This window comes from Microlunatus panaciterrae, assembly GCF_016907535.1.
Lineage (GTDB): Bacteria > Actinomycetota > Actinomycetes > Propionibacteriales > Propionibacteriaceae > Microlunatus > Microlunatus panaciterrae.
On record NZ_JAFBCF010000001.1, the window covers coordinates 1,196,413 to 1,217,302 of the forward strand.

21 protein-coding genes and 1 tRNA gene are annotated in these 20,890 nt (G+C 66.6%); 10 read left to right on the forward strand and 12 right to left on the reverse strand.

Annotation, left to right across the window (positions count from 1 at the left end):
• Positions 1 to 136 precede the first annotated feature (136 nt).
• Both JOE57_RS05375 and JOE57_RS05380 read right to left on the reverse strand, forming a co-directional pair.
• Positions 137 to 1,135, reverse strand: a complete 999-nt coding sequence (locus JOE57_RS05375) for a COX15/CtaA family protein (RefSeq protein WP_338041170.1) — start codon at positions 1,133 to 1,135, stop codon at positions 137 to 139.
• 132 nt (positions 1,136 to 1,267) lie between these two features.
• Complete coding sequence (locus JOE57_RS05380; RefSeq protein ID WP_338041171.1) at positions 1,268 to 3,181, reverse strand: beta-L-arabinofuranosidase domain-containing protein; 1,914 nt, start codon at positions 3,179 to 3,181, stop codon at positions 1,268 to 1,270.
• 438 nt (positions 3,182 to 3,619) lie between these two features.
• Between JOE57_RS05380 and JOE57_RS05385 the strand changes: the two genes are divergently transcribed.
• Positions 3,620 to 4,990 (forward strand): wax ester/triacylglycerol synthase family O-acyltransferase, encoded by a 1,371-nt coding sequence (locus JOE57_RS05385; protein WP_204916737.1) that lies wholly within the window; start codon positions 3,620 to 3,622, stop codon positions 4,988 to 4,990.
• A 34-nt stretch (positions 4,991 to 5,024) separates the two neighbouring features.
• Here JOE57_RS05385 and JOE57_RS05390 read toward each other — a convergent pair whose 3' ends face one another.
• The 5 genes from JOE57_RS05390 to JOE57_RS05410 form a co-directional block, all read right to left on the reverse strand.
• Positions 5,025 to 6,869, reverse strand: coding sequence for a sialidase family protein (locus JOE57_RS05390; RefSeq protein ID WP_204916738.1), 1,845 nt, complete (start codon positions 6,867 to 6,869; stop codon positions 5,025 to 5,027).
• A 237-nt stretch (positions 6,870 to 7,106) separates the two neighbouring features.
• Positions 7,107 to 7,520: a VOC family protein gene (locus JOE57_RS05395; RefSeq protein WP_204916739.1), complete on the reverse strand. Its 414-nt coding sequence runs from the start codon at positions 7,518 to 7,520 to the stop codon at positions 7,107 to 7,109.
• A gap of 117 nt (positions 7,521 to 7,637) precedes the next feature.
• Positions 7,638 to 8,078 (reverse strand): VOC family protein, encoded by a 441-nt coding sequence (locus tag JOE57_RS05400; protein WP_204916740.1) that lies wholly within the window; start codon positions 8,076 to 8,078, stop codon positions 7,638 to 7,640.
• Positions 8,079 to 8,171: 93 nt separating this feature from the next.
• Positions 8,172 to 9,107, reverse strand: a complete 936-nt coding sequence (locus tag JOE57_RS05405; RefSeq protein ID WP_204916741.1) for a fructosamine kinase family protein — start codon at positions 9,105 to 9,107, stop codon at positions 8,172 to 8,174.
• 26 nt (positions 9,108 to 9,133) lie between these two features.
• The gene (locus JOE57_RS05410; protein ID WP_338041172.1) at positions 9,134 to 9,748 is read right to left on the reverse strand and encodes a TetR/AcrR family transcriptional regulator; all 615 of its coding nucleotides are present in this window, start codon (positions 9,746 to 9,748) and stop codon (positions 9,134 to 9,136) included.
• A 153-nt stretch (positions 9,749 to 9,901) separates the two neighbouring features.
• Here JOE57_RS05410 and JOE57_RS05415 point away from each other — a divergent pair, with 153 nt between their 5' ends.
• From JOE57_RS05415 to JOE57_RS05425, 3 genes are all read left to right on the forward strand, one after another.
• Positions 9,902 to 10,939 (forward strand): NAD(P)-dependent alcohol dehydrogenase, encoded by a 1,038-nt coding sequence (locus JOE57_RS05415; protein ID WP_239578849.1) that lies wholly within the window; start codon positions 9,902 to 9,904, stop codon positions 10,937 to 10,939.
• A 33-nt stretch (positions 10,940 to 10,972) separates the two neighbouring features.
• The gene (locus JOE57_RS05420) at positions 10,973 to 12,331 is read left to right on the forward strand and encodes an alpha/beta fold hydrolase (protein WP_204916743.1); all 1,359 of its coding nucleotides are present in this window, start codon (positions 10,973 to 10,975) and stop codon (positions 12,329 to 12,331) included.
• A gap of 138 nt (positions 12,332 to 12,469) precedes the next feature.
• On the forward strand, positions 12,470 to 13,150 hold the full coding sequence (locus tag JOE57_RS05425; RefSeq protein WP_239578850.1) for a DUF4386 domain-containing protein: 681 nt from the start codon (positions 12,470 to 12,472) through the stop codon (positions 13,148 to 13,150).
• Positions 13,151 to 13,165: 15 nt separating this feature from the next.
• On the opposite strand, the gene JOE57_RS05430 is transcribed toward JOE57_RS05425, so the two are convergent.
• Both JOE57_RS05430 and JOE57_RS05435 read right to left on the reverse strand, forming a co-directional pair.
• The gene (locus JOE57_RS05430; protein ID WP_204916745.1) at positions 13,166 to 14,128 is read right to left on the reverse strand and encodes a phosphotransferase; all 963 of its coding nucleotides are present in this window, start codon (positions 14,126 to 14,128) and stop codon (positions 13,166 to 13,168) included.
• A gap of 100 nt (positions 14,129 to 14,228) precedes the next feature.
• Positions 14,229 to 15,290, reverse strand: a complete 1,062-nt coding sequence (locus tag JOE57_RS05435; protein WP_204916746.1) for a fatty acid desaturase family protein — start codon at positions 15,288 to 15,290, stop codon at positions 14,229 to 14,231.
• Between the two features lie 226 nt (positions 15,291 to 15,516).
• Between JOE57_RS05435 and JOE57_RS05440 the strand changes: the two genes are divergently transcribed.
• A complete protein-coding gene (locus tag JOE57_RS05440; RefSeq protein WP_239578851.1) occupies positions 15,517 to 15,822 on the forward strand; it encodes a hypothetical protein in 306 nt (101 codons plus the stop codon).
• A 203-nt stretch (positions 15,823 to 16,025) separates the two neighbouring features.
• Here the strand turns inward: JOE57_RS05440 and JOE57_RS05445 are convergent, their stop codons facing one another.
• Positions 16,026 to 16,508: a hypothetical protein gene (locus JOE57_RS05445; protein ID WP_204916747.1), complete on the reverse strand. Its 483-nt coding sequence runs from the start codon at positions 16,506 to 16,508 to the stop codon at positions 16,026 to 16,028.
• A gap of 590 nt (positions 16,509 to 17,098) precedes the next feature.
• Entirely contained in the window at positions 17,099 to 17,548 is a 450-nt protein-coding gene (locus tag JOE57_RS05450) for a MarR family winged helix-turn-helix transcriptional regulator (RefSeq protein ID WP_338041174.1), read from the reverse strand.
• A 90-nt stretch (positions 17,549 to 17,638) separates the two neighbouring features.
• On the opposite strand from JOE57_RS05450, the gene JOE57_RS05455 reads away from it, so the two are divergent.
• From JOE57_RS05455 to JOE57_RS18925, 4 genes are all read left to right on the forward strand, one after another.
• Positions 17,639 to 18,304 (forward strand): maleylpyruvate isomerase family mycothiol-dependent enzyme, encoded by a 666-nt coding sequence (locus JOE57_RS05455; RefSeq protein WP_204916749.1) that lies wholly within the window; start codon positions 17,639 to 17,641, stop codon positions 18,302 to 18,304.
• A 62-nt stretch (positions 18,305 to 18,366) separates the two neighbouring features.
• Entirely contained in the window at positions 18,367 to 18,681 is a 315-nt protein-coding gene (locus JOE57_RS05460; RefSeq protein WP_204916750.1) for a hypothetical protein, read from the forward strand.
• A 285-nt stretch (positions 18,682 to 18,966) separates the two neighbouring features.
• Entirely contained in the window at positions 18,967 to 19,323 is a 357-nt protein-coding gene (locus tag JOE57_RS19130) for an NUDIX domain-containing protein (RefSeq protein WP_204916751.1), read from the forward strand.
• 434 nt (positions 19,324 to 19,757) lie between these two features.
• Positions 19,758 to 20,096 (forward strand): tyrosine-type recombinase/integrase, encoded by a 339-nt coding sequence (locus JOE57_RS18925; RefSeq protein WP_204916752.1) that lies wholly within the window; start codon positions 19,758 to 19,760, stop codon positions 20,094 to 20,096.
• Positions 20,097 to 20,179: 83 nt separating this feature from the next.
• Here JOE57_RS18925 and JOE57_RS05475 read toward each other — a convergent pair.
• A tRNA-Arg gene (locus JOE57_RS05475) sits at positions 20,180 to 20,252 on the reverse strand.
• Between the two features lie 97 nt (positions 20,253 to 20,349).
• On the opposite strand from JOE57_RS05475, the gene JOE57_RS05480 reads away from it, so the two are divergent.
• Positions 20,350 to 20,859: a mycothiol transferase gene (locus JOE57_RS05480; RefSeq protein ID WP_204916753.1), complete on the forward strand. Its 510-nt coding sequence runs from the start codon at positions 20,350 to 20,352 to the stop codon at positions 20,857 to 20,859.
• The last annotated feature ends 31 nt before the right edge of the window (positions 20,860 to 20,890 follow it).

Genomic DNA, 20,890 nt, shown 5'->3' on the forward strand with positions numbered 1-20,890 from the left:
GACCACGCGGGAGCAGGGACGGCGACGGCCCTCCACCGGAGGGCCATGCTGGCCACCACCCTATCGGCGCGGACCACCCGCTCGGACAGCGGATCAGACTTCCCGCTGAACGACCTGCACCGGGTTGCAGCCTCAGTCAGACGGTCGCGGACTCTGGCCGAGCCGGAGCCGTCGCCCGGGGTTGTTCGGCTCGCTTGCCGACCGACATCAGGTAATGAGCACCGGCTGCGGTGATGACAGCGGCGCCGAGAACGTGCAGCAGCACCAGGCCGACCGGCAGGGCGATGTTGTATTGGACGATGCCGATGACGGCCTGCCCGAGCAGCAGCATGAGGAGCAGGACGGCTGCCCGGGAGCGGATCCACAGGATGCCGGCGATGGTCGCTGCCATCACGACATAGACCGCGGCTGCGTGGATGTGGCTGAGGAGAGCCGGGTCGAAGCCGGTGCGGACCGCGTCCCGGTCCCCGGCATGTGGGCCGCTGCCGGTGACGACCGTACCCAGCCAGACGGCGACGGCCAGCGCCCCGAAGGTGACCCGGACCAACGCCCGCTGAACGCCGCTCACCGGCTGGCGACGGACCCCGAGAGCGCGGTGCACCAGCAGCACGTTGACGCAGATCAGCGCCAGTGACGCCAGCATGTGCAGCGCGACCGCGAACGGGTTCAGGTGGGTGAGCACGGTGATCCCACCGATGATCGCCTGGGCCGGGATGCCGGCCAGCAGGATCAGAGCGATGGTTCGCGCCCGCGGGCGAGCCTCACGGTCCTGCAGTCGGCGGGCCGTGACGAAGGTGAGGATCATGATCGCCGCCAGCACGAAGGTGAGCAGCCGGTTGCCGAACTCGATCACACCATGGATGCCGTAGGCCGGGTGCGGCACGTAGGACTCAGGGGCGCACCTCGGCCAGGTCGGGCAACCCAGCCCCGAGTCGGTGAGCCGGACCAGTGCACCCGTCACGACGATGCCGATATTGCCGACCAGGGAGGCGACCGCCCATCGCCTCAGCTGGGCTGTGGCGGTGAACCGGCGCCACAGTTCCCTCCCGGCCCCTTCCGTGCCCTGAGCCTGTCGAAGGGCGGAAGACCGAGGATCGGCGCTCGCTGTACCGGCGTCTTTAGGTTCGTTGCTCACAAGAAAGGTGCTCCGCTGCTGTGGTTCTGGTCAGACCACGATAAACCAGCATCGACCCTTCCCTGCGCGGCGCTCATCGATCCTGCCCAGGCCAGGTCCGGGCCCCTTCACCCCGAGGTCGGGTTGAAGGGTTCACTCGGCTGTCGGGAACTCCGTCACCCGCAGCCGCGCTGCGCCGTACGGCAGCAGCACGAGTGGTTCGATCGCAGTGTCCAGCCGCACCGGACTCGCTGGTGGCGCCGCGGCCGCCCCGTGCTCGAGACTCCACGACGGCACCCGCTGGCCGAAACCGTGCAGTCGCAGCGGCGCACCGTCAGGGCTGAACGGAGCCTCGCCTACCGTGCCACGTTCCAGCCGAAGCCCCTCCGGCAGTGCACCCGTCAGTGCATAGTTCCAGGGGGAGGCGGGCAGCACCTCCCAGCTGGCGTGCGGGAGCTCGCCCCCGATCCGGCGCCAATCCTCTTCCACGGCGAGAGTGAACACCAGCGGGCCGCGCTGCACTGAGACCGCCCCGCCGGGACGGTCCGTCACCCGCACCCGCGCCGGCAGCCGCAGCGTGATCGTCCGGGTGCCGTCCCAACGCTGCGCGATCCGGCAGACGGTGCCCGCATCGAGGGGCTGGAGCGCATCACCGCCGACCTGAACCGCCGGTTCATCGGACCAGCCCGGGATCCGGAGCCGCAGCCCGAAGGCCACGGGCTCGGCGACCGTGACGGTGATCGTCACCTCGTCGGTGAACGGGTACTCTCCGCTGGTCTCGATCCTTACCTGAACACCGGCACGTCGGGTGTTGATGATGCTCGGCGCGTACGACAGGGCCACCAAGTCGCCGTCGTCGGCCTCCATCCACAACCGCGCGGCGAACTTGGGCCAGCCCTGGTGGCGGTTGGCCGTGCAACAGCCGAAGTGTGGCTCCAGACCGAAGGTGTTCGCATCGGGTCCGTTGTTGGTGTAGATCCGGTCCTCAGTGACGTGGCAGACCACCTGGTTGGCCTGCTGGACGTACTGATGACCCCATTCGTCCACCCGGGCGCTGGCCGGCAGTGGGTTGAAGGCGAGCAGCTCCAGCCGTTCTGCGAGGCGCCCGTCGACTCCCCAGTGCTGCAAGGCTGTCTCGAGGGAGAACATCGCCTCGACCACCGCACAGGTCTCGGAGCCCTGCGACGGGTGCCTCCCGGCTACGTGCTCGTCGCAGCTGAAGAAGCCATTGGACTGCCCGTGATGATCGTCAAGCAGCCGCACCATCGTCTGCAGTCCTTCGCGCAGCTCCTCCTCGCCCGTGTTGGCCCAGCGCACAGGGAGGGCCTTCAGCCCCATCGCGATGTTGACTCCGTGTGAGGTCAGGTAGCGATCGTTCATCCAGAACCCGTCGGCCTCCGCCTGGAAGGTCAGCAGCTCGGCCGCGGTCACCTTGGCCGGGAACGGCAGCTCGTCGGCGAAGACCCTCCAGTCGAAGCCCTGCTCACGCACCAGGTCAGCCAGCTCGGGCAGCCATTCCTCCCCGGACAGCTGGGAGAGCTCGTTGATTGACAGCACCAGATCCGCCCAGCGGACCCGTCCCCAGTCGCGGAGCGGATGGCGCTCGAGCACCGTCTTGATCCGTCGGCAGAGCCGCAGCGCGGCCGGAACGATGCGTTGATCATCGGTGGCCGAGTGGTACTGGAGCAGCGCCTTGAGCATGATCATCCGCGGCCAGACATCATGATCGTCATCGGCCGACTGATCACGGTCAGCCGTGGTGGCGGTCGGCCCCATCCAGCCGTCCGCGGACTGCAGTTCGAGAATCCGGTTGACCCAGCGGTGCGCCTTCGCCATTAGGGTCGGGTCCTGGAGCGTGAAGGCCAACGGGACCAGGGCATCCAGCCAATACGGAGCCCGTTCCCAGCCCTCTGCCGATCCGCCGAGCCAACCGCTGTCACGGACGTCCGGCCAGAACTCGTCCAGGTGCCCGGCCATGCCGTCCCGCTGCCGCTCCAACTGTCCGCGCAGCCATCCAGCCGGCTGCAGTTGACCCAGGGGTAACAGAGACAAGGTGGGCTGCGGCACGGACGACTCCTCAGATGATGATCTTGGTCCGTCCTACCGTACTGGACAATGTTCACCCGACCTCGGCCAGCCGCACACAGGAAGGACTTTCGCCCCTAGTTGGGCTCCCCCAGCCAGGATGGACTGAGCGCACAGCCGCAGCCGGTGGCAGAGACTCATCGCAGAGGAGCATCGTGCGCCCAGACCTTCCGCTCACGCGCCTTGAGCCCACCCCTACGCGCCCTGAGCCAACCCATCCGCTCCCTGAGCCGACCCCCACGCGCCCTGACCCAACCCCTACGCGCCCTGAGCCTGTCGAAGGGCTGCTCAATCTTCCGCGCCCTGAGCCAACCCCTACGCGCCCTGAGCCTGTCGAAGGGCTGCTCAATCTTCCGCGCCCTGAGCCTGTCGAAGGGCGGCTCGATCTTCCGCGCCCTGAGCCTGTCGAAGGGCGGCTCGATGCGGACTTCTGACCTCGAACGCCTCAGCTCACTGGACCTGAGCAACCTGCGGGTGGAGGAACATGGTGGACCCATGCACGTGGCAGCTCTCGCCATTCTCGACGGTGGCCGGCTGCTCGACCTCAACGGCCGGGTCCGTCTCGACTACGTCCGCTTCCAGGTCAGGCGCCGGGTGCAGTGGGCGCCCCGGTTGCAGCAGGTGCTGTTCCGCCCCGGGCTCGGCCTGGGACCACCGCTCTGGGTCGACGATCCGGCCTTCGACGTGAGGTACCACGTACGGACCCGAATGCTTCCGCCTCCGGGGGACGAGAACACTCTGCTCGAGGTGTGCGCCGAACTGAACGCGGCACCGCTCAAGCTGGAGCGCCCGTTGTGGGAGCTGTGGCTGCTCGGCGGCCTCGGCGACGGCCGGGTGGCGATGTTGTTGCGCCTGCATCACGTGATGGCCGACGGCATCGCTGCCATGGCACTGATCCGGGTGCTGTTCGACGGCGATCCGGCCGAGGCCCTGGCCGACCGCTCGCCTCACACCCCCCGGCGGCGCCCCAGCCGACGAGAGCTGGCCCAGGACAACCTGCAGCGCAAGGCGACGATCCTTCGCGACTGCCTCTCGACCACGGGCGTCTCAAGCACTCTCAGCCAGCTGGTGCAACAGACCGGTCAGGTGGCTCGCATACTCCGGCAGACCAGGGCCCCGAGGCTGTCCTTCAATCGTCCCGTCGGTGATCGGCGCCGACTCGTCCTCGTCCGCGCGGACCTGGCGGCCACCAGGGCGTCGGCCAAGGCACTGGGTGGGACGGTCAACGACGCGGTCCTTGCCGCCGTGACAGCAGCCGCCCGGGAGGTGCTCGAGTCCCGGGACGAGCTTCGGCCCGAGATGGTGATCAACGCATCCGTCGCCATCGCGACCCGGCTGGAGGCAGATCAACACACCGGCGGCAACCGGGCCGCGGTGCTGGTCATCCCGCTCCCGGTCGCGGAGCCCGACCCGTCGCGACGACTGCAGCAGATCATCCGCGCCACTGCAGCAGCCAAGCTCCGGCCGCCCTACCAGCCGAGCGGGCGGTTCGCCCAACGTTGGATGGTGCGGGTGATGCCTCGCCAGCGGCTGGTCAACCTGCTGGTCAGCAACCTGGCCGGTCCGCAACGGCCGCTCAGCTTTCTCGGCTCCCGCATCCTCGAGATGTTCCAGATCGGTGTTGTGCAGGGAAACCTGTCCGTGGGCGTCAGCGTCCTGTCGTATGCGGGCCAGCTCAACCTCGCCGTCCTCTGCGACCCTGACATCGTCACCGACGTGCACCTCTTCGCCGCCGGACTGTCGGCCGCTCTCCAGCAGGCCGAGCCCGCGGACAGCCTGGCGCAGGACTGACACGAAGATCATCCTGCGCCGCCGCGGGCCAGCCTCAGCTGGTGCTTGCCGTCCCGAAGATGTCCTGGTCGAGACCACCGGCGTTCGGGCAGGTGTCCGGACCCCAGGCGCCGGTGGCGTCCTGGACGCGGCACTGGTGGACGTCGAACCCCTCACCTCCGGCATAGCGAGGATCGTCACCACCGACGACCTGCCGGTTGTCCGTCCAGGTGTTGAAGGCGAAGGAGCCGACCGAGGAGACGTAGTTGTAGTCGCCGTGGAACGGCACCCGGCGATCGCCGAACATCTCATAGTTGGGCTTCTGCCTCACGTTGGACAGCCGGGCCACCGCCCACGACGTACCCCCGGTGGTGGACGATGCGCCGTAGGTGTCGAGGCCACGCGTCGCGGCGGCGAAACCTGCCGCGTCACGGACCGCGCCGTTGTTGCCGGCCGGATACTGGACGCTGTAGGCGGGATCGTTGCGGCTGTCGTGCCAGATGGCGTGCAGCACGCCACCGTCAGCGTTGATGTCCGGGAAGAACTGGTGGCCACGGGCCGTCGGCGCCAACAGCCGCGGTGTGGACCACCCTGTGGAGCTGAGCGAGGTGAAGTAGATGCCGCCCTGGCCGACCCGCAGGGTGGTTCCCGCCGGGTCAGCGGTGTTGTACGTGGTCGCCGATGCCTGCTCAGTGCCCGGAATGGTCGCGTCGTAGACGAGGTAGACCCGCTGGTCGGCGGCCTTCGGGTCGGCCGTGATCCGAGGTTGGCTGTCGTGGCGGAAGAAGACGAAGCCGCTGCGGCAGGCGAACGGGCCCGAGCCGCAGTCACGGCTGTCGCCCACCGACTCCTCGCTCGGCTCGGACTGCGGTCCGTCCGCGTTCTCGTAGGCCTGCTCGTGCGCCTTGGCCGCTGCTGCGGGGTCCCCGGCGGTGTCGGCCGCGTCGAAAGGCTCGAAGGTGGCCGCGACGGCCGGTGCGCTGAACGTCCGGCCACCGTCATGGGAGACCACGTAGGCCATGGCGTTCTGCTGGTGGCCACGGACCGTCTCGAACTGGCGGTAGGCGATGTAGACCGTGCCGTCGCTGGTGACCGCGATGTCGGCGAACTGCACGCCCTTCGACCCGGTCGAGATCTTCGTCGGCTTGCTGAAGGTCGCTCCGTGGTCGGTCGAGCGGGTGAATTGGATCGAGTTGTTGGCGTTCAGGCCCTGGAAGATGCTCCAGGCGCCGTAGACGTTGCCGCGGTGGGGGCTGTTCACGCCACGATCAACCTCGATCGAGGTCTTGTCATTGAACCGCCCGTTCAACGCCGGCGTCCCGGAGCCGACGATCACGGTGCGCACATACCGGGCGGCGTCCTGGTCGTAGGTGGCGATCCAGACCGACCCGTTCTGGGGTGACACTCGGTTGAACGCGTTGCCCATATAGAACAGCCGCCCTTGGGTGTCCCACGCCTGCACCGGGTCGCCGGCGTTGGTGATGCCCTTCCGCTGCAGCGGGCTTGCCAGTCCCTCAGGCGAATTGTCAGTCGGGTATCCGGGTAGCAGGCTGTTCACCCAGGTCGACCCGGAGGTGGTGCTGCGATAGAAACCGGCCCAGCTGCCGCCGGCCAGCTCGGTCGTGCAGTAGTCGTTGGAGCCGGCGACCACGATCGACGGATCTCGCGCGTCCACCGCCACCGAGGGCTCGTTCTGCTGGCGCCGGTTCTGGCCGCAGGCCGTGATCGCATCACCGGGACCGGCTGCGCGTCCGTTCGCCTTGACGTAGGACGCGTCAGTCGTCACCGCGACGTTGGAGCCGACCACCGTGGTGGCGACGGCCGGTAGCGCGGACAGCGCCGCCAGGCCCCCGAGGGAGGCTACTGCGGCGATTGCGGCTCGAAAATGTGTACGACGCATGGTGCACTCCTCCCGGCGCGTGACCACGCGCCCAGGCGCCCGTCCAGTCTGGAGAACGCCCACCCCGAGTCGTCGCCCCGGCGGCTCGCTGCCCCATACGTACCACCGGATTTGTCAACGCCGCAAGGGTTTCTGCGCGCCGCTTCAGGAATGCCGCTGCCGCCAGGATGAGCAGGGCGTGACGCGCATGGCTGCTCGCTGGGCGGCCGATCGTCCCCCGGCGTCCTGCGCCGGCCCTCAGCCTTGGGGCTGGCCGATGTTGACCATCCAGGAGATGCCGAACTTGTCCACGCACGCGCCGAACTCGTCACCCCACATCTGCTTCTCCAGCGGGACCGAGACGGTGCCGCCCTCCGACAGCTTCGCCCAATAGCCACGCAGGTCGTCGGCATCGTCACCGCTGAGACTGACGGCGACGTTGTCGCCCGGATTGTGCGACATCCCGGCTGGAGTGTCGGCAGCCATCAGTGCGAAATCCTTGTCGGTGACGAGCATGCCGTGCATGATCTTGTCGGCCTGCGGTGAGTCTTTGTCTCCGAACTCACCGAACGTGCTCAGCGTCAACGTGCCGCCGAAGACGTCCTTGTAGAACTCCATAGCCTCCCGCGCGTTGTCGCGGAAACTGATGTACGGGTTGAGACGTGAGGTCATTGCTGCGCTCCTTGGTCACGACAGAACGGTCATTAGCGGCAGACTAAACCCCGCTACGGCGTGTCGTACCCGCGTCGGCGAACTGCCTAGAAATAGCTTCCCCAGGCAGTCTTGCGGCTAGGCGGATTGTTCAGTGCCGAACCGACCCCTGGCCTCGGCCGGGATCAACGGACGCTCGGCGCGCACCTTGAGCTCCTGCACCGCCCAGGTGTTGCCGTCGGGATCAGTGAAGCCGAAGAACGTGCCACCGTCACGCTGGTCGAAGACGGTGATCTCGCTGGCGTCCACCCCCTTGTCGAGCAGCTGCTGCCGGGCAGCCTTCGCGTCGGACACCACCAGCTGCAGGCCGCGCATCGACCCCGGCACCATGGCCTGCTGGCTCGGCAGGTTGCCGATCACGATCGAGCACCCCGAGCCCGGAGGCGTCAGCTGCGCCACGTCCATCTGCTCGTTGACGGTGTGGTGATCCAGGGTGAACCCCACCTGGTCACGGTAGAACGCGATGGCGCGGTCGATGTCGCTGACCGGCAGCACCACCACTTCGAGCGTCCAGTCCATGTGCTTCTCCTCCTCGATCGACGGTCGTGCCCAGTATGGCCAATCAATGTCGACAGGACGGACCCGCCTCCAAGGCTTCGGCAGGGAGGGTGGCTACGTGTAGAGCGCGACCGCAGCTTCCAGCCGGCGTACGAAGGCACGACCGAATGGGCTGGCGCCATCACAGGTGAGAACGCCGAGGTAGGCGAACAGTCGCCACAGCTCACGCCTGTCCTCAAAGCCGGCATCGATCGGGCTGATCTCCGTGTAGGCGGCGAACAACGCCCCCGGCACCGGAGTGAAGTAGTCGACCAGCGCCAGGTCGAGCTCCGGGTGGCCGTAGTAGGGAGAGGCGTCGATCACCACGGCCCCGTCGGCCGTGCTGATGAAGTTGTGATGCTGCGCGTCGCCGTGCAGCAACCGCGGCCCAAGATCTGGCCCCACCAGTTCGTCCAGACGACCGGCGATCTGTTCCACCCGACCGGCGAGGTCGGGCGGCACGTGTCCCGCATCGACCGCAGTCGCAAGCCAGGGCAGCAGCCGGCGGTCGGCGTAGAAGTCGGCCCAGCTGTTGGCGGCCACCGGGCGGTTGTCCTGATGGAGCGGCCCGAAATAGCCGTCCTGGTCGAGGCCGTACACGTCCCCGCGCACCTGGTGGAGGTTGGCCAATGTCCGGCCGATGGCCTCCCAGTCCCTCGCGGTCCTCTGCTCGGGAGGATGTTCGGCCAGCGCCTCGAACAGAACCACGGCCCGCTCACCGAGCTGGACGAAGCCGTCGCCGACGGGCACCGGGGTCGCCGCTCCCGAGCGGTTCCGGATCAGGGCCAGCCCGGACAGCTCCGCGGTGGCCTGGTCGATGGCTCCGGCCCCGTCGATCAGCTTCGCGAAGACCGAGAGGGCGCCTCCGTGCAGCAGGGCGGCCGGATGAGAGGACCGATCCGCGAGATCGACGGAATCCTCGCAGCGCCAGCCGGAGCCCAGATGCTTCGTCACCGCAGCCTCGATGGTGCGCATCACGTTCGGCGTCAGTAAGGCATCGGCGGAGACCACCCAGGAAGAGTAGCCGTACGGCTGCCCTACCCCGGAATCAACCTGCTGAGGGCGTCGAGGATCAGGTTCAGCCCGAAGTCGAATTCATCGCCGAGGTCGTTGCCGGGTTGGGGAATGTGCCGGGTCGCCAGCTCCCTCAGGTGGGGGTGCTCCCCGTCGGGGCGCTGCTGGATCATCGGCACCGCCACAGTGCCCGCGTCGGGTCCGTCGAAGGGCAGAGCGGCCTCTTGGAGGGCGAAGCCGTACACGTAACTGTTGATCAGAACGTAGGCGTGGGCGGCCGTCTCGATGGTGAAGCCGGCTGCGCGCAGCGTGCCAAGCATCGCATCGTGGTGGCGCATCGTGTCGGGTCCGGGCGAGGTGCGGGAGTCCAGCAGCCCGATCGCCCAGGAGTGACGACTCAGGACGTCCCGTGCGGAGGTGGCGCGGAGGCGGATCTCGGATCGCCAGTCGCCGCCGTCGCCGGCCGGAACGTCGATCGCGCTGAAGACGATATCGACCATCGCGTCGAGAATCTCGCTCTTGTTGGCGACGTAGTAGTAGAGGGACATCGGCTTCACACCGAGGTGCTGGGCGAGTGAGCGGATGGTCAGCGCGCCGATGCCATCGGCGTCAGCGATGGTGACAGCACCTTCCAGCACCCGTTGACGGCTGAGTCCGACGCGTCCTCGCTCCGCACTCTCATTCCCTCGCACAGGCCTTCGCTCCCTACGGTGCTTTCGTACAGCGTATGGTACTTTCCCGTAGTCAGTGCTGCAGAGTGGTCGCATCGGTGACCCTCGGAGGAAACGATCATGGACGATCCCCAGCACTTGTCTGCGCCGACCACCCCAGCGGATTCCTCGCCGACCACCACAGTGATGCGGGCGATCGTCCAGGATGCCTACGGTGACGCCGATGCTCTCCAACTGGTCCACATCCCTGCGCCAGAGGCCGGCGCCGACCATGTGCTGATCCGGGTCCGGGCGGCTAGCGCCCATATCGGCGACTGGCATGTGATGACCGGCCAGCCGTACCTGATGCGCGTCATGGGCTTCGGGTTCCGATCACCGAAAGCACGGGTGCGCGGCATGGATGCCGCCGGCACCGTCGCAGCCGTGGGTGCCAACGTGACCGCCTTCCGGGTGGGTGACGAGGTGTATGGCAGCTGCGACGGTGCTTTCGCGGAGTACGCCACCGCACGGGTCGAGACTCTCGCCCGCAAGCCGGCAATCCTGACCTTCGAGCAGACCGCCGCCGTCCCCACCTCGGCCTGCACCGCGTTGCAGGCGCTACGCATTGGAGAGATCTCAGCCGGGCAGCGGGTCTTGATCATCGGGGCGTCGGGCGGTGTGGGACTGTTCGCGGTGCAGATCGCCCAGGCGTTCGGTGCAGAGGTGACCGGGGTCTGCAGCCGCTCCAAGATCGAGTTGGTCCGCTCCGTCGGCGCTGATCACGTGATCGACTACGCCGAGACAGATATCAGCGCGATCGAGCAGCGCTTCGACCTGGTCCTCGACATGGGTGGCAACCGGACGCTGTCGCAGCTCCGGCGCTGCCTGACCCCACGCGGCACCCTCGTCCTCGTCGGCGGCGAGGGCGGCGGCCGGCTGGTCGGCGGCGCCCTGCTCCGGTCGCTCCGCGCCGTCGCCCTCTCGCCGTTCGTCAGACAGCGCCTTCGGATGGTCGTCTCGGCCACGAAGGCGGAGGACCTGCAGACGCTGAACGACCTGATCGAGGACGGCAAGATCACGCCGGTGGTCGATCGGACCTACCCCCTGAGCGAGGCGGCCGACGCCATCCGGCGTCTGCACAGCGGCGAAGCCCGCGGAAAGATCGTCATCACGGTCTGAGGGTGAGGCCAATCCAACGGAAGGCGGGCCATTATGGTCACGACAACTCCCCACGGCGACCTGCAACAACCCGGTCGCCTGCAGTTGGCCGCGAAGAGGCGGATCGGGCTGATCGTCGCACTGTCGATGGCCGCTGGACTTCTGGCGGCCGTTGTCCTGGTCGCCGTCCCCCTCATCCCGACGGAGCACATTGTCGCCGGCGTGCTGTTGGGCTTCGCGCTTGGCTGGGCACTGCTGGCCATCCTGTCCGTGCGTCTCAGCGACCAGCCGCAACGATGGGCGGCTGCGCCGGCCGTGTTTATGACCGTGGTCGGTCTGGCCTCGCTGAGCGGTTCCGCCGCCGTCCACAACCTGCTCGGATGGGTGTGGCCGCCCGTCCTGTTGGCGCTCGTTGTCTGGATGTTTGTGCGTGCCCGACGGCAGTTGATCAGCCGCAGCGCCCGCTGGATGGTGTATCCCGTACTGGCTGTGCTGGCAATATCCTCCGTGGGCGGCGGCTACGAGACGGTGCACGAGGCACTCGACGCCAGGGCCTATCCGATGCCCGGCCAGCTGATCGACGTGGGCGGCCACCGGCTGCATCTGCACTGCACCGGCTCAGGCAGCCCCACCGTCGTGCTGGAGCCGGGTGGCGGCGCGTCATCGTCGGATCTCGGTTGGATCGCGCCGGCCGTGGCCCGCGACACCAGGGTCTGCGTCTACGACCGTGCAGGTCGCGGCTGGAGCGACGCCACCAACGGCTCACAGGACGGAGTCCACATTGCCGCCGACCTGCACACCCTGCTGGATCGTGCCCACGTGCCCGGGCCGTACGTGCTGGCCGGTCACTCCTTCGGCGGCCTGTATGTCCTCAATTTCGCTGCGCAGTTCCCGGACCAGGTCGCCGGCCTGGTGCTGCTCGACTCCACCGCGCCCAAACCGGGTCCGGCCGTGCCACCTGACCCGAAGTCCTACGACGGCATCGGTCGCGGCTCCGCTTTGATCTCCTCCCTTGCCCACATCGGAGTGGGGCGCCTGGTAGCGCAGGGTTCGTACGCCACCCTCCCGCCACGATCCCGGGACGAGGCGCGGGCCAACTCCTCGACCAACGCCCACCTCAACAGCTTCTTCGAGGAGTTCTTTGCCTACGCGGATCTCGCCATGCGTCAGGCGTCCTCCCTGACCGACCTCAACGGCAAGCCGCTCATCGTCGTCACCGCAGACGAAGAAAGCACCGACCCTCAATGGCAGGCGAAGCAGGACCATCTGGCAACCCTGTCGACCAACAACCTCCACCGGCACGCGAAGGCTACCCACGACTCGCTCATCGACGACGAAGCCGACTCCGCCGCAGCCAGCCAAGCGGTTCGCGACGTCGTGGCCGCCGTTCGGACCGGCCACCCGCTCTCTTAACCGCCCCGGACGCCGGGTGCGGGCATCTGAGTGATCAGCGACCTACCCATCACCCGCGGCACCATATCGGCGCCCTACCGCAGAAGGAGTAACACCATGGAAACCGCCCTTCACCCCACGACAACGAAACGCGTCCCGATGAGCTCCTTGAGGAAGACGTCACTCGTCGCGGGGGCGCTGTACCTGCTCACCTTCGTCTCGATCCCCACCCTCGCGCTGTACGGCGATGTGCTGAATGACGCGAAGTACATCACCGGCCCGGGCCCCGACACACCGGTGATCATTGGCGGCGTCCTGGAGATGATCGTGGCCCTCGCCGGCATCGGCACGGCCGTCGCGCTCTACCCGGTCGTCAAGAGGCAGAACGAGGGGATCGCGCTCGGCTTCGTCGGCTCCCGGACCTTGGAGGCGGCCGCCATCCTTGTCGGCGTGGTGAGCCTGCTCTCGATCGTGTCTCTGCGACAGGCCGGTGCGGGAGCGAATGCGCTGGTCACCGGCCAGGCGCTGGTCGCCGGCTACAACTGGGCGTTCCTCCTCGGACAGAGCCTCATGCCGGTGATGAACGCCCTACTGCTCGGTTCCCTGCTGTACCGGGCGCGCCTGGTGCCTCGGGTTCTTCCCCTACTCGCATTCGTCGGTGCGGCCCTGCTCCTCGCCTCCGACCTCGCGGTGATGTTCGGTCTGTGGGAACGGGTGTCCGCGCCATCGGGGCTACTGGCGATCCCGATCGCACTGTGGGAGTTCTCGCTGGGCGTCTACTTGGTCGTCAGAGGCTTCAGGCCCTCCCCCATCACCGCCGGCATGGTCGCCGCTACCTAGTCCTGTGCCCTTGCTTCAGCGAGCATGGACGTCGATATTCAGGGTGGCAAGGTCATCGGCGATCGTGTGGACGACCCCTCTGGCGGAGGGTTCGTGCTCGTCGTCAGAGGTCAACCAGGGCAGCGACTCGAACATCACGACGAGACGGGTGAGGAGCAGCTCCGGCCAGGCGCTGGGGACGTCGAGCTTCTTCCCGCCCGAGATCTCGAGCAGGTGCAGGTAGGTCGCGAACAGGTCAGGTTCACTGCGACCGGTATAGCCGGAGAGGGGGCGGAGGACGTTCGCGACATCAGCAAAGCGTGGCCGCTCCGCCGCAGTTGCCAGGTCGAAGAGCACGAGCTGTCCACCGTGAGTGCGACCCAGCTGCTGAGGAGCGAACTCGCCGTGGGTCAGGGCACGCGGTAGGCCGTGGTAGCTCTCGACCGCTCGCCGGTAGGCGTCCAACCAACCAGTGGGTTGGACGGCCGGATACGAGTCGGTGAGCCGCGCCAGCGCCTCCGCCACCAGGGTGTCGAACTCGTCCTGCGGCATTCCCGGTTGGGTGATGAACAGTTCCTGGGGGATATCGGTGAGGGCGTTGAGCATCGCCGCCAGGGTGAGCATGTCGTCGGCCTCGTCACGCCCGATGCCGATCGTCGGCAGGAACTCCAGCATGATCACCTCGGCGTCTGCGTGGTCGACCGTGGCGAGTAGCCGAGCGACCGGGACGCCGCGGTCGGCGAGGTAGGGGTAGCGCGCTGCCTCACGGAGGTGGGGATCCCGGATCTCTTTGACAAACAGAGTCCGCTGCTGCGGGTGATCGTGGGCGTCTCGGTAGCGCAGCGTCAGCAGGGCATTTCCTGGTCCGCCCTGGTGCAGCCCCTGCTTGGTGTAGGTGAGCCAGGCCGAACCCCCGCTGGTGAACCCCGGCAGACAGCTGGCGACGTCGGTCCAGGTCAACGCGAAGGGCAGCGGTACGGGTCTGGCCGGCACCGGCACCGGGGACAGTTCGGCAGGCGAGATCGGGTCGATGGCACCATGCTAACCGAGCTGACGTCGATGTCCTGCTTGAACATGTGCGCGAACGACGAGCCGTACGTCACGCGCCAACTTCCCGCAGATAGCCATGGATCTCGCGCATTGACTCCATGAACCCGGATTCGCGGTACGGGATGTTCAGTTCGTGGCAATACTGGCGAACCACAGGTTGTGCCTTCTTGAGCAGCGGGCGCGGCATGCTCGGGAACAGATGGTGCTCGATCTGGTAGTTCAAGCCGCCGAGCATGAAGTCGACCAGCGGGCCCCCGGCAACATTGCGCGACGTCAGCACCTGCTTGTGCAGGTGGTCAAGACGTGCACCAGCAGCCGGCATCAACATGCCCTTGTGGTTGGGCGCGAAGGCGATTCCGAGATTGAGTCCGAACAGTGCCTGATGCAGGAAAGCAAACACCACGGCTTGGGCAGGAGTCAGAAAGACCAGCAGGAATGCGAAGTAGACCCCGAAATGCACCAGCAGCAGTCCACCCTCCAGCAGCCGGGTCTTCCTCGGACGCTGGCCGAGCGCGCGAATGCCCGCCACCGAGAGCTGCCATCCCTCCAGCGTCAACACGGGAATGAATAGTTGGGCCTGGTGCCGGGCGAACCAGCGCCCCCAGCCCTTCTTCTCGGACGCCTGGCTTTGAGTCCAGGCGATGATCCCCTCACCCACGTCGGGATCCAGGCCCACTTCATTCGGATGGGCGTGATGGCGAAGATGCTTGTCTTGCCACCAGCCGTAGCTGACTCCGTTCAGCAGGTTGGCCGCCGTGAGTCCGAGGCGCCGGTCCACCTTCGCTGACGCTGAGATCTGCTTGTGGCCCGCATCGTGACCGAAGAACGCCGTCTGGGCGGACAACACAGCGGCCGCGGGCGCCAACAGAACCGCCCACCACGTGTGGTCGAGCAGCATCACGGCCGTCGCCGTGGCGGCGATCCCGGCGATGATGAACACACCCTTCACGACATACGCTCGTGGCCGGTGGTCCAACAGCTTCGCCTGTCGAACTCGATGCACCAGCCCAGAAAACTCGCTCTTCACGCCACCGTGCCCGGCGCTGTTTCCCTTGCTCGACCGGTTTCCGATCGACACCTTCGAGTCCGCCGCGCGCTCGACGCTTGTCATCGTCCTTCACCTCCACAACCGCGCCACTCCTCTATCCATGATCGAACGTTCGGTCCTGTGCCGCCTCGTTCTCAAGTCCCAAATGGCAGGGACCTTCGGCCTCTTCGCGGAACGCCCCTTGTGCTGGGACCGAGCGTGGAGTGCAGCACTCGTCATGGAGTGGACGCGGGAGGATTTGAGCCTCGTGGGGTTTCGGGATTGTTCCCCATACGCCTACGGGGGGCGCATGGGTGTCTGGTGCCTCACGCTCTACATCGGAAAAGCCTCCGGTGGACGGAAGGGTCGCCGAGGACTGCGCAAGCGCCTCGACGAGTACCGCCGCTATGGCGCTGGCGAGCCGATCGGCCACTGGGGTGGCCGGTACATCTGGCAGCTTGGTGACCGCGACGGACTGCTCGTGGCGTGGAAGCCAACTCCAGGGGCGGATCCCGAGGCTGTCGAGTCGGCTCTGATCACGGACTTCGTCGAGCGGCATGGCGTCCGATCGTTCGCCAACCGGAAGTTGGGGCGGCGGCCAATGGACGCGATCTAGGTATGAGGGGCCAGCGGTCAGGACGCCGGTCTTACGGCTGCTTCAGCTGCCCGATGTGCCTCAATGTCGAGTTCCCGACGCCGACCAGCTCCTCGAGAAGGTGTGGAGCTGGCCGGCACGGTACCGATGTGGGACTGGATCCGGTCCAGCCTCGTTCAGCTACTGATCATCGGTGGCGGGCATCACCGCCGATGGGCTGCCGATCAGCCGACGTGAACCGCTTCGGCGGAGAACGTCGCCGTCACAGTGTCGCTGAGGTCGGCGCCCGGCGGGACCTCGTCACCAGGTTCCAGCAGATCAGCCAGTGTGCCGGTCATCGTTTGGTAGCAGTGGTAGGTCGTCTGCTGGTGGTTGGCGTTACCGTCTCCCTTGGGCTGGGTGAAGGAGAACAGCTGGGCGCCCTTGGTGACGTCGTATGCCGAGAAAGTGAACGACACCGGGATGAGGGTGCCGGTCCCGCCGGAAACGATCTTGGCCGAACTCCAGCCGCCAGAATCGCTGCTGTGATTGTTGTTCGTCCTGATCATCAAGTCGCCGAGTCCGTCGCAGGTGAACGGCTGGACGCTCTGGCCGTTGCCGGCCGGGTTGAGGTCGTAGGACGGCGCCGCCGTGGCAGGGACCGTACCGGCCGCTGCAGCCACGAGTGCGCCGACGACCACGAGTGCTGATCGCGCAGTGAGCTTCATGATTTAACCCCCCGAAGTGTGTGTTGGAACCGACTTGGCCACATTCAATACCTAATCGATGTTTCGCCACAAGACCCAATTTTCGGTCCTCAAGGTTGGGCATCTGAGATGGCCGTAACCCCTGTTCCTGTCGCCCGTCGGGGGGCACATCGACTCGATCAGCAACGATGCGATGAGCCTCGACTGGCCCGGCCGAGGGTATGCGAGAGGAAGGTGGAGATCTGTGAAGTGGCGAGTAGACAGCCCGCGCCAACCCAGTGTTTGTGCTGCTCGGGCCTTGGACCGTGCAGTGGCCACAACTGAGATTGAGAAGGCAAAGGCGGTTCGCATAGGTGCGAGGACCGGCCCGCAGCGAGCGCTAGCGAGCGAGGGCACGGACCGCAGCGCGGCGAGCGCAGCGAGCCGCTTGAACGAGTAAGGAAAGTTTTCACGGCCACGTTATTCAGGTGTCTGTGCTCCGTCGGGTGATGTGCGACAGTGATGTCCGCCAGCTGATGTGCGACATCGGCCGGCGCGTTTCTCGCTTCCGTATTCTGGCCCCAGCCGACTGTCGACAGCGCAGGTGCGGCAGGTGCGGTTTCTGGCGTGGGCTAATGGTAGGGGTCGGTGACTTCGCGGAGGGCCTCGAGGATGCGGCGTAGCTGGAGAATGCGCCGAGGGCCGAGGTGTCGCGCCCATTCGGCTTCCACCTCTGCGACGGTGGCGGCCGCAGCCTCGACCGCGGCGGCACCTCGAGGGGCGACACAGATGAGCCGGGCCCGTGCGTCACTCGGATCGGGAACGCGCGTGACATACCCGGCGCGCTCGAGCTCCTCGACTAGGCCGCTGGCAGCCTGCTTGCTGACCTGGGCCTGTTCGGCGAGGTCGGTGAGCCGGGATCCTTCGGGCCTGATCCGTTGGAAGATGCGGCCTCGCGCGACCGTGATGTCCTCGAACCCGGCCTTAGCCAGCGTCTCGAACACCCGATTCTCCAACGCCCGGTAAGGGATGAAGAGTAGGACACCAAGGTTGAGACTCTCGCTGCTACTCGCCTCCGACACGACTACCCCTTGACATCTAGTCAGGAATCCTGACAACATTGGTCATGAAAGTGTACCGGTTTTGCAGAGCATGTGTCGGGGAGTGTCACGATGGGGCCTGACGAGAGCTGGCAGCTGATCCAGGAGCACCGGCTGGCCATCGCCGATCTGCTCAAGCTCCTCACACCGGAGGAGTGGGAGCAAGCGTCGTTGTGCACGGGCTGGCGGGTGCGGGACGTCGCCGCGCACCTGGCCCTGGGAACCTCCGCACCCCCCGTAGTGGCGATGATCCGCGAGGCAGTGCGGGCTCGTGGGAACTTCGACCGCCTGAACCACGATCTGGCGGTGCGGCACGCCCAACGGCCGACCAGCGCGATCACGACCGAACTACAGCACAACGCCGGATCCCGAGACCTGCCTGCGGTGACCAACTACCACAACATCGTGTTCGACGTCTTGGTCCACGGTCAGGACATCGCCATCCCCCTGAACAAGACTCTGCGGTTCTCCGAGGATGCCGGCTTGGCGGCGGCAGAAAACCTCTGGCGGCTGCGGTGGCCCTGGTCCACGCAGCGGCGGTTTCGCGGCCTCTCCTTCAGAGCCACCGACACTGACTGGTCCGCCGGCGCTGGCCCTGAAGTGCGAGGCCCCATCCGCAACCTCCTGCTCGTCCTCGCCGGCCGCCCAGCCGGACTACCTGAACTCACCGGCGACGCCCTACCAGAACTCACAGGCCGCATCACCGCCACCCGGCGCCAGCCAGTCGACAGGACCTAACCCCAGACCCGCAGACGCCACCTTTCGCCACCACTGCAGTTACTCTCAGTTAGGAGTTCGACATGGCCTACGGCATCACTACTCACGTCCCCTTCCCGATCGAGATGTACGACGCGGTGCACGCCGAGATGCTGGCGCGGGTAGGGACCGACGTGGACGGTCTGCTTCTGCACATCGGCCGCGCCGCCGAAGACGGCTTCGAAGTCGTGGAGGTGTGGGAGTCCCGTGACCACTACGACCGCTACAACCGCGAGCTGGTCGAACCCCTCATCGCCGAGCTGGCTGGCGCCGAGGGCCCAGCGTCCGCGGGCAGCCAGCAGATCGACGAATTCGAGGTCCGTGGCTTGGTCATCCCCCGCGGGGGCGTCAGCCTTTGATTCGATCCGCCGAGGGCCAAGAGCAAGCGCGCCGACACCACGACGCCGCCGACGGCAATGACACTGAGCTGCAATGCTGCACTACCCGACGACCTCTGGCTGAGACTCTCCGTGACGCCCAGGCCGACCGGTTCCGAGGGTCCCACCAGTTTCCTAGCCCAGGTGTCGCACATCAGGCGGCCGAGGAACGTGGCACATCAGTTGCCGGATGACACGTTGTGCAGGTGTCATTTGGTTGGCTCGCCGGGTGGCTTGGTGAGGTCGGGCGCCTCGCATGCTCGTGCTGTGAGCCACCAAGAAGCGCGCTCGTGGCGCATCCACGATGAACAGGATCTTGGCGCGTTCGGGCGCGGAACCCTTAAGCGCGTATCCGTGGACTTGCCGGATGGCTCGAGTTTCGACCAGTACGTGATCGTGCTTCCTGAGGCCGTTGTGGTCGCTGCGGTTAACGCGGCCGGCTCAATACTCATGGTGCGACGACACCGGTTTATCGTCGAACAATGGGTGTGGGAGTTACCCGGCGGGTACGTCGATGAGGGCGAGGACCTGGAAGCGGCAGCCGTTCGAGAGCTAGAGGAGCCCCGACCTTCGGCGAGCCGGTCCAGTCCTTCAAGAGACGGGGTGGCGTCGGGCCCGCGCTGAGCACCTCCTCACGTTCCAGCCAATGGTCGGAAGCGCCGATTCGGCAAATCACGTGTACGCCGCCTACGACTGCGAACCCACGGGAAGTGAGATCGACATCAACGAAGGTGTCGAGATCCGGCGGATCAGCCTGGACGAAGCGTCATCGATGATGGGGTCAGGTGAGATAGTTGGTGCCGCATCGGTGTTGGCCATCAGCGAGCTGATCGCCAGGGCAGCTACTAGACGGCCGCGCTAAGGGCCGGCGCGAGCGCCTCGTCGAGCGAAGCCAGCTCAGCCGAGCCTCGCAGCGGTGCCAAGGTCGCTCGGAAGTCACGCCAGTGCTTGACCACCCCGATGCGACCGAAGCGGCGCGGCGGAACGTCCCGCCTCTCGCCCTACGGCACAGTCGCGATCAAGGTCGGCAAGTCTTCTAGCCCCACGGGCGCAGATCAATGGCCTCATTCGCCTCTCCCAGTGGTAGAGCTAGTAATCGCCCTAACGTCGGGGAAGGGCCCCGACGATCTGATGTTCACGAGCCCCGATGGCGAGCCGATCCGGCTGCCGAACTGGCGGGTCGGGCTACTGCGCATGCCGGTCTGTCCGGGCTGGCTCCACACGATCTTCGGCACACCGCGGCCTCGTTGACCATTGCGTCGGGAGCATCGGTCAAAGGGGTGCAGCGGATGCTCGGCAACCACGAGGCGGCGATGACCCTCAACGTCTACGCTTCCCAGATCGAGGACGATCTTGACCATGCCTTCGACCGAGTCGCCACTGCCCCCGGCTCTTAATGCCTCGGCGGTCCCGAGCACGATGAGAAGCATGCGCGCCCTTCGACAGGCTCAGGGCACGGAAATTACTTCGATGCAATATGCGCCCCCAGCAGGATTCGAACCTGCGACACAAGGTTTAGGAAACCTTTGCTCTATCCCCTGAGCTATGGGGGCCGTGACCGGTAGACAGGGTATCGGTCGGGTTGACCCAGCGTCGAACCCGGCCAACCTGGGTAGGGTCTGAAGTGAAACCGACGGAGGGGACGGAACGATGAACGCCACTGAGCTGTTGCTCGATGCGTACGGCAGGATCCGCGAGCAGGTGCACGCAGCCGTGAAGGGGGTGCATCCGGAGGAACTGGCCCATCGTCCGACGCCGCACTCCAACAGCATCGCCTGGCTGATCTGGCACCTCACCCGGGTTCAGGACGATCACATCGCCGACGTGGCCGAGTTGGAGCAGGTGTGGACCGCCGACGGCTGGTTCGAGCGTTTCGACCTCCCGTTCGACCCCTCGGCCACCGGCTACGGCCAGAGTCCGGCGGAGGTGGCGTCGGTCCAGGTCGAGTCGGGCGCGCTGCTCACCGGGTACTTCGACGCGGTGTACGACCAGACGATCGCCTTTCTGCGCACCCTCAACGACCATGACCTCGACCGCGTCGTCGACACCAACTGGGACCCGCCGGTGACCCTGGGCGTACGCCTGGTCAGCGTGCTCGACGACGATCTGGAGCACGTCGGGCAGGCGGCCTTTGTACGCGGGATGCTCAAGGAGCAGTAGCACGCCCTTCGACAGGCTCAGGGCACGGGGT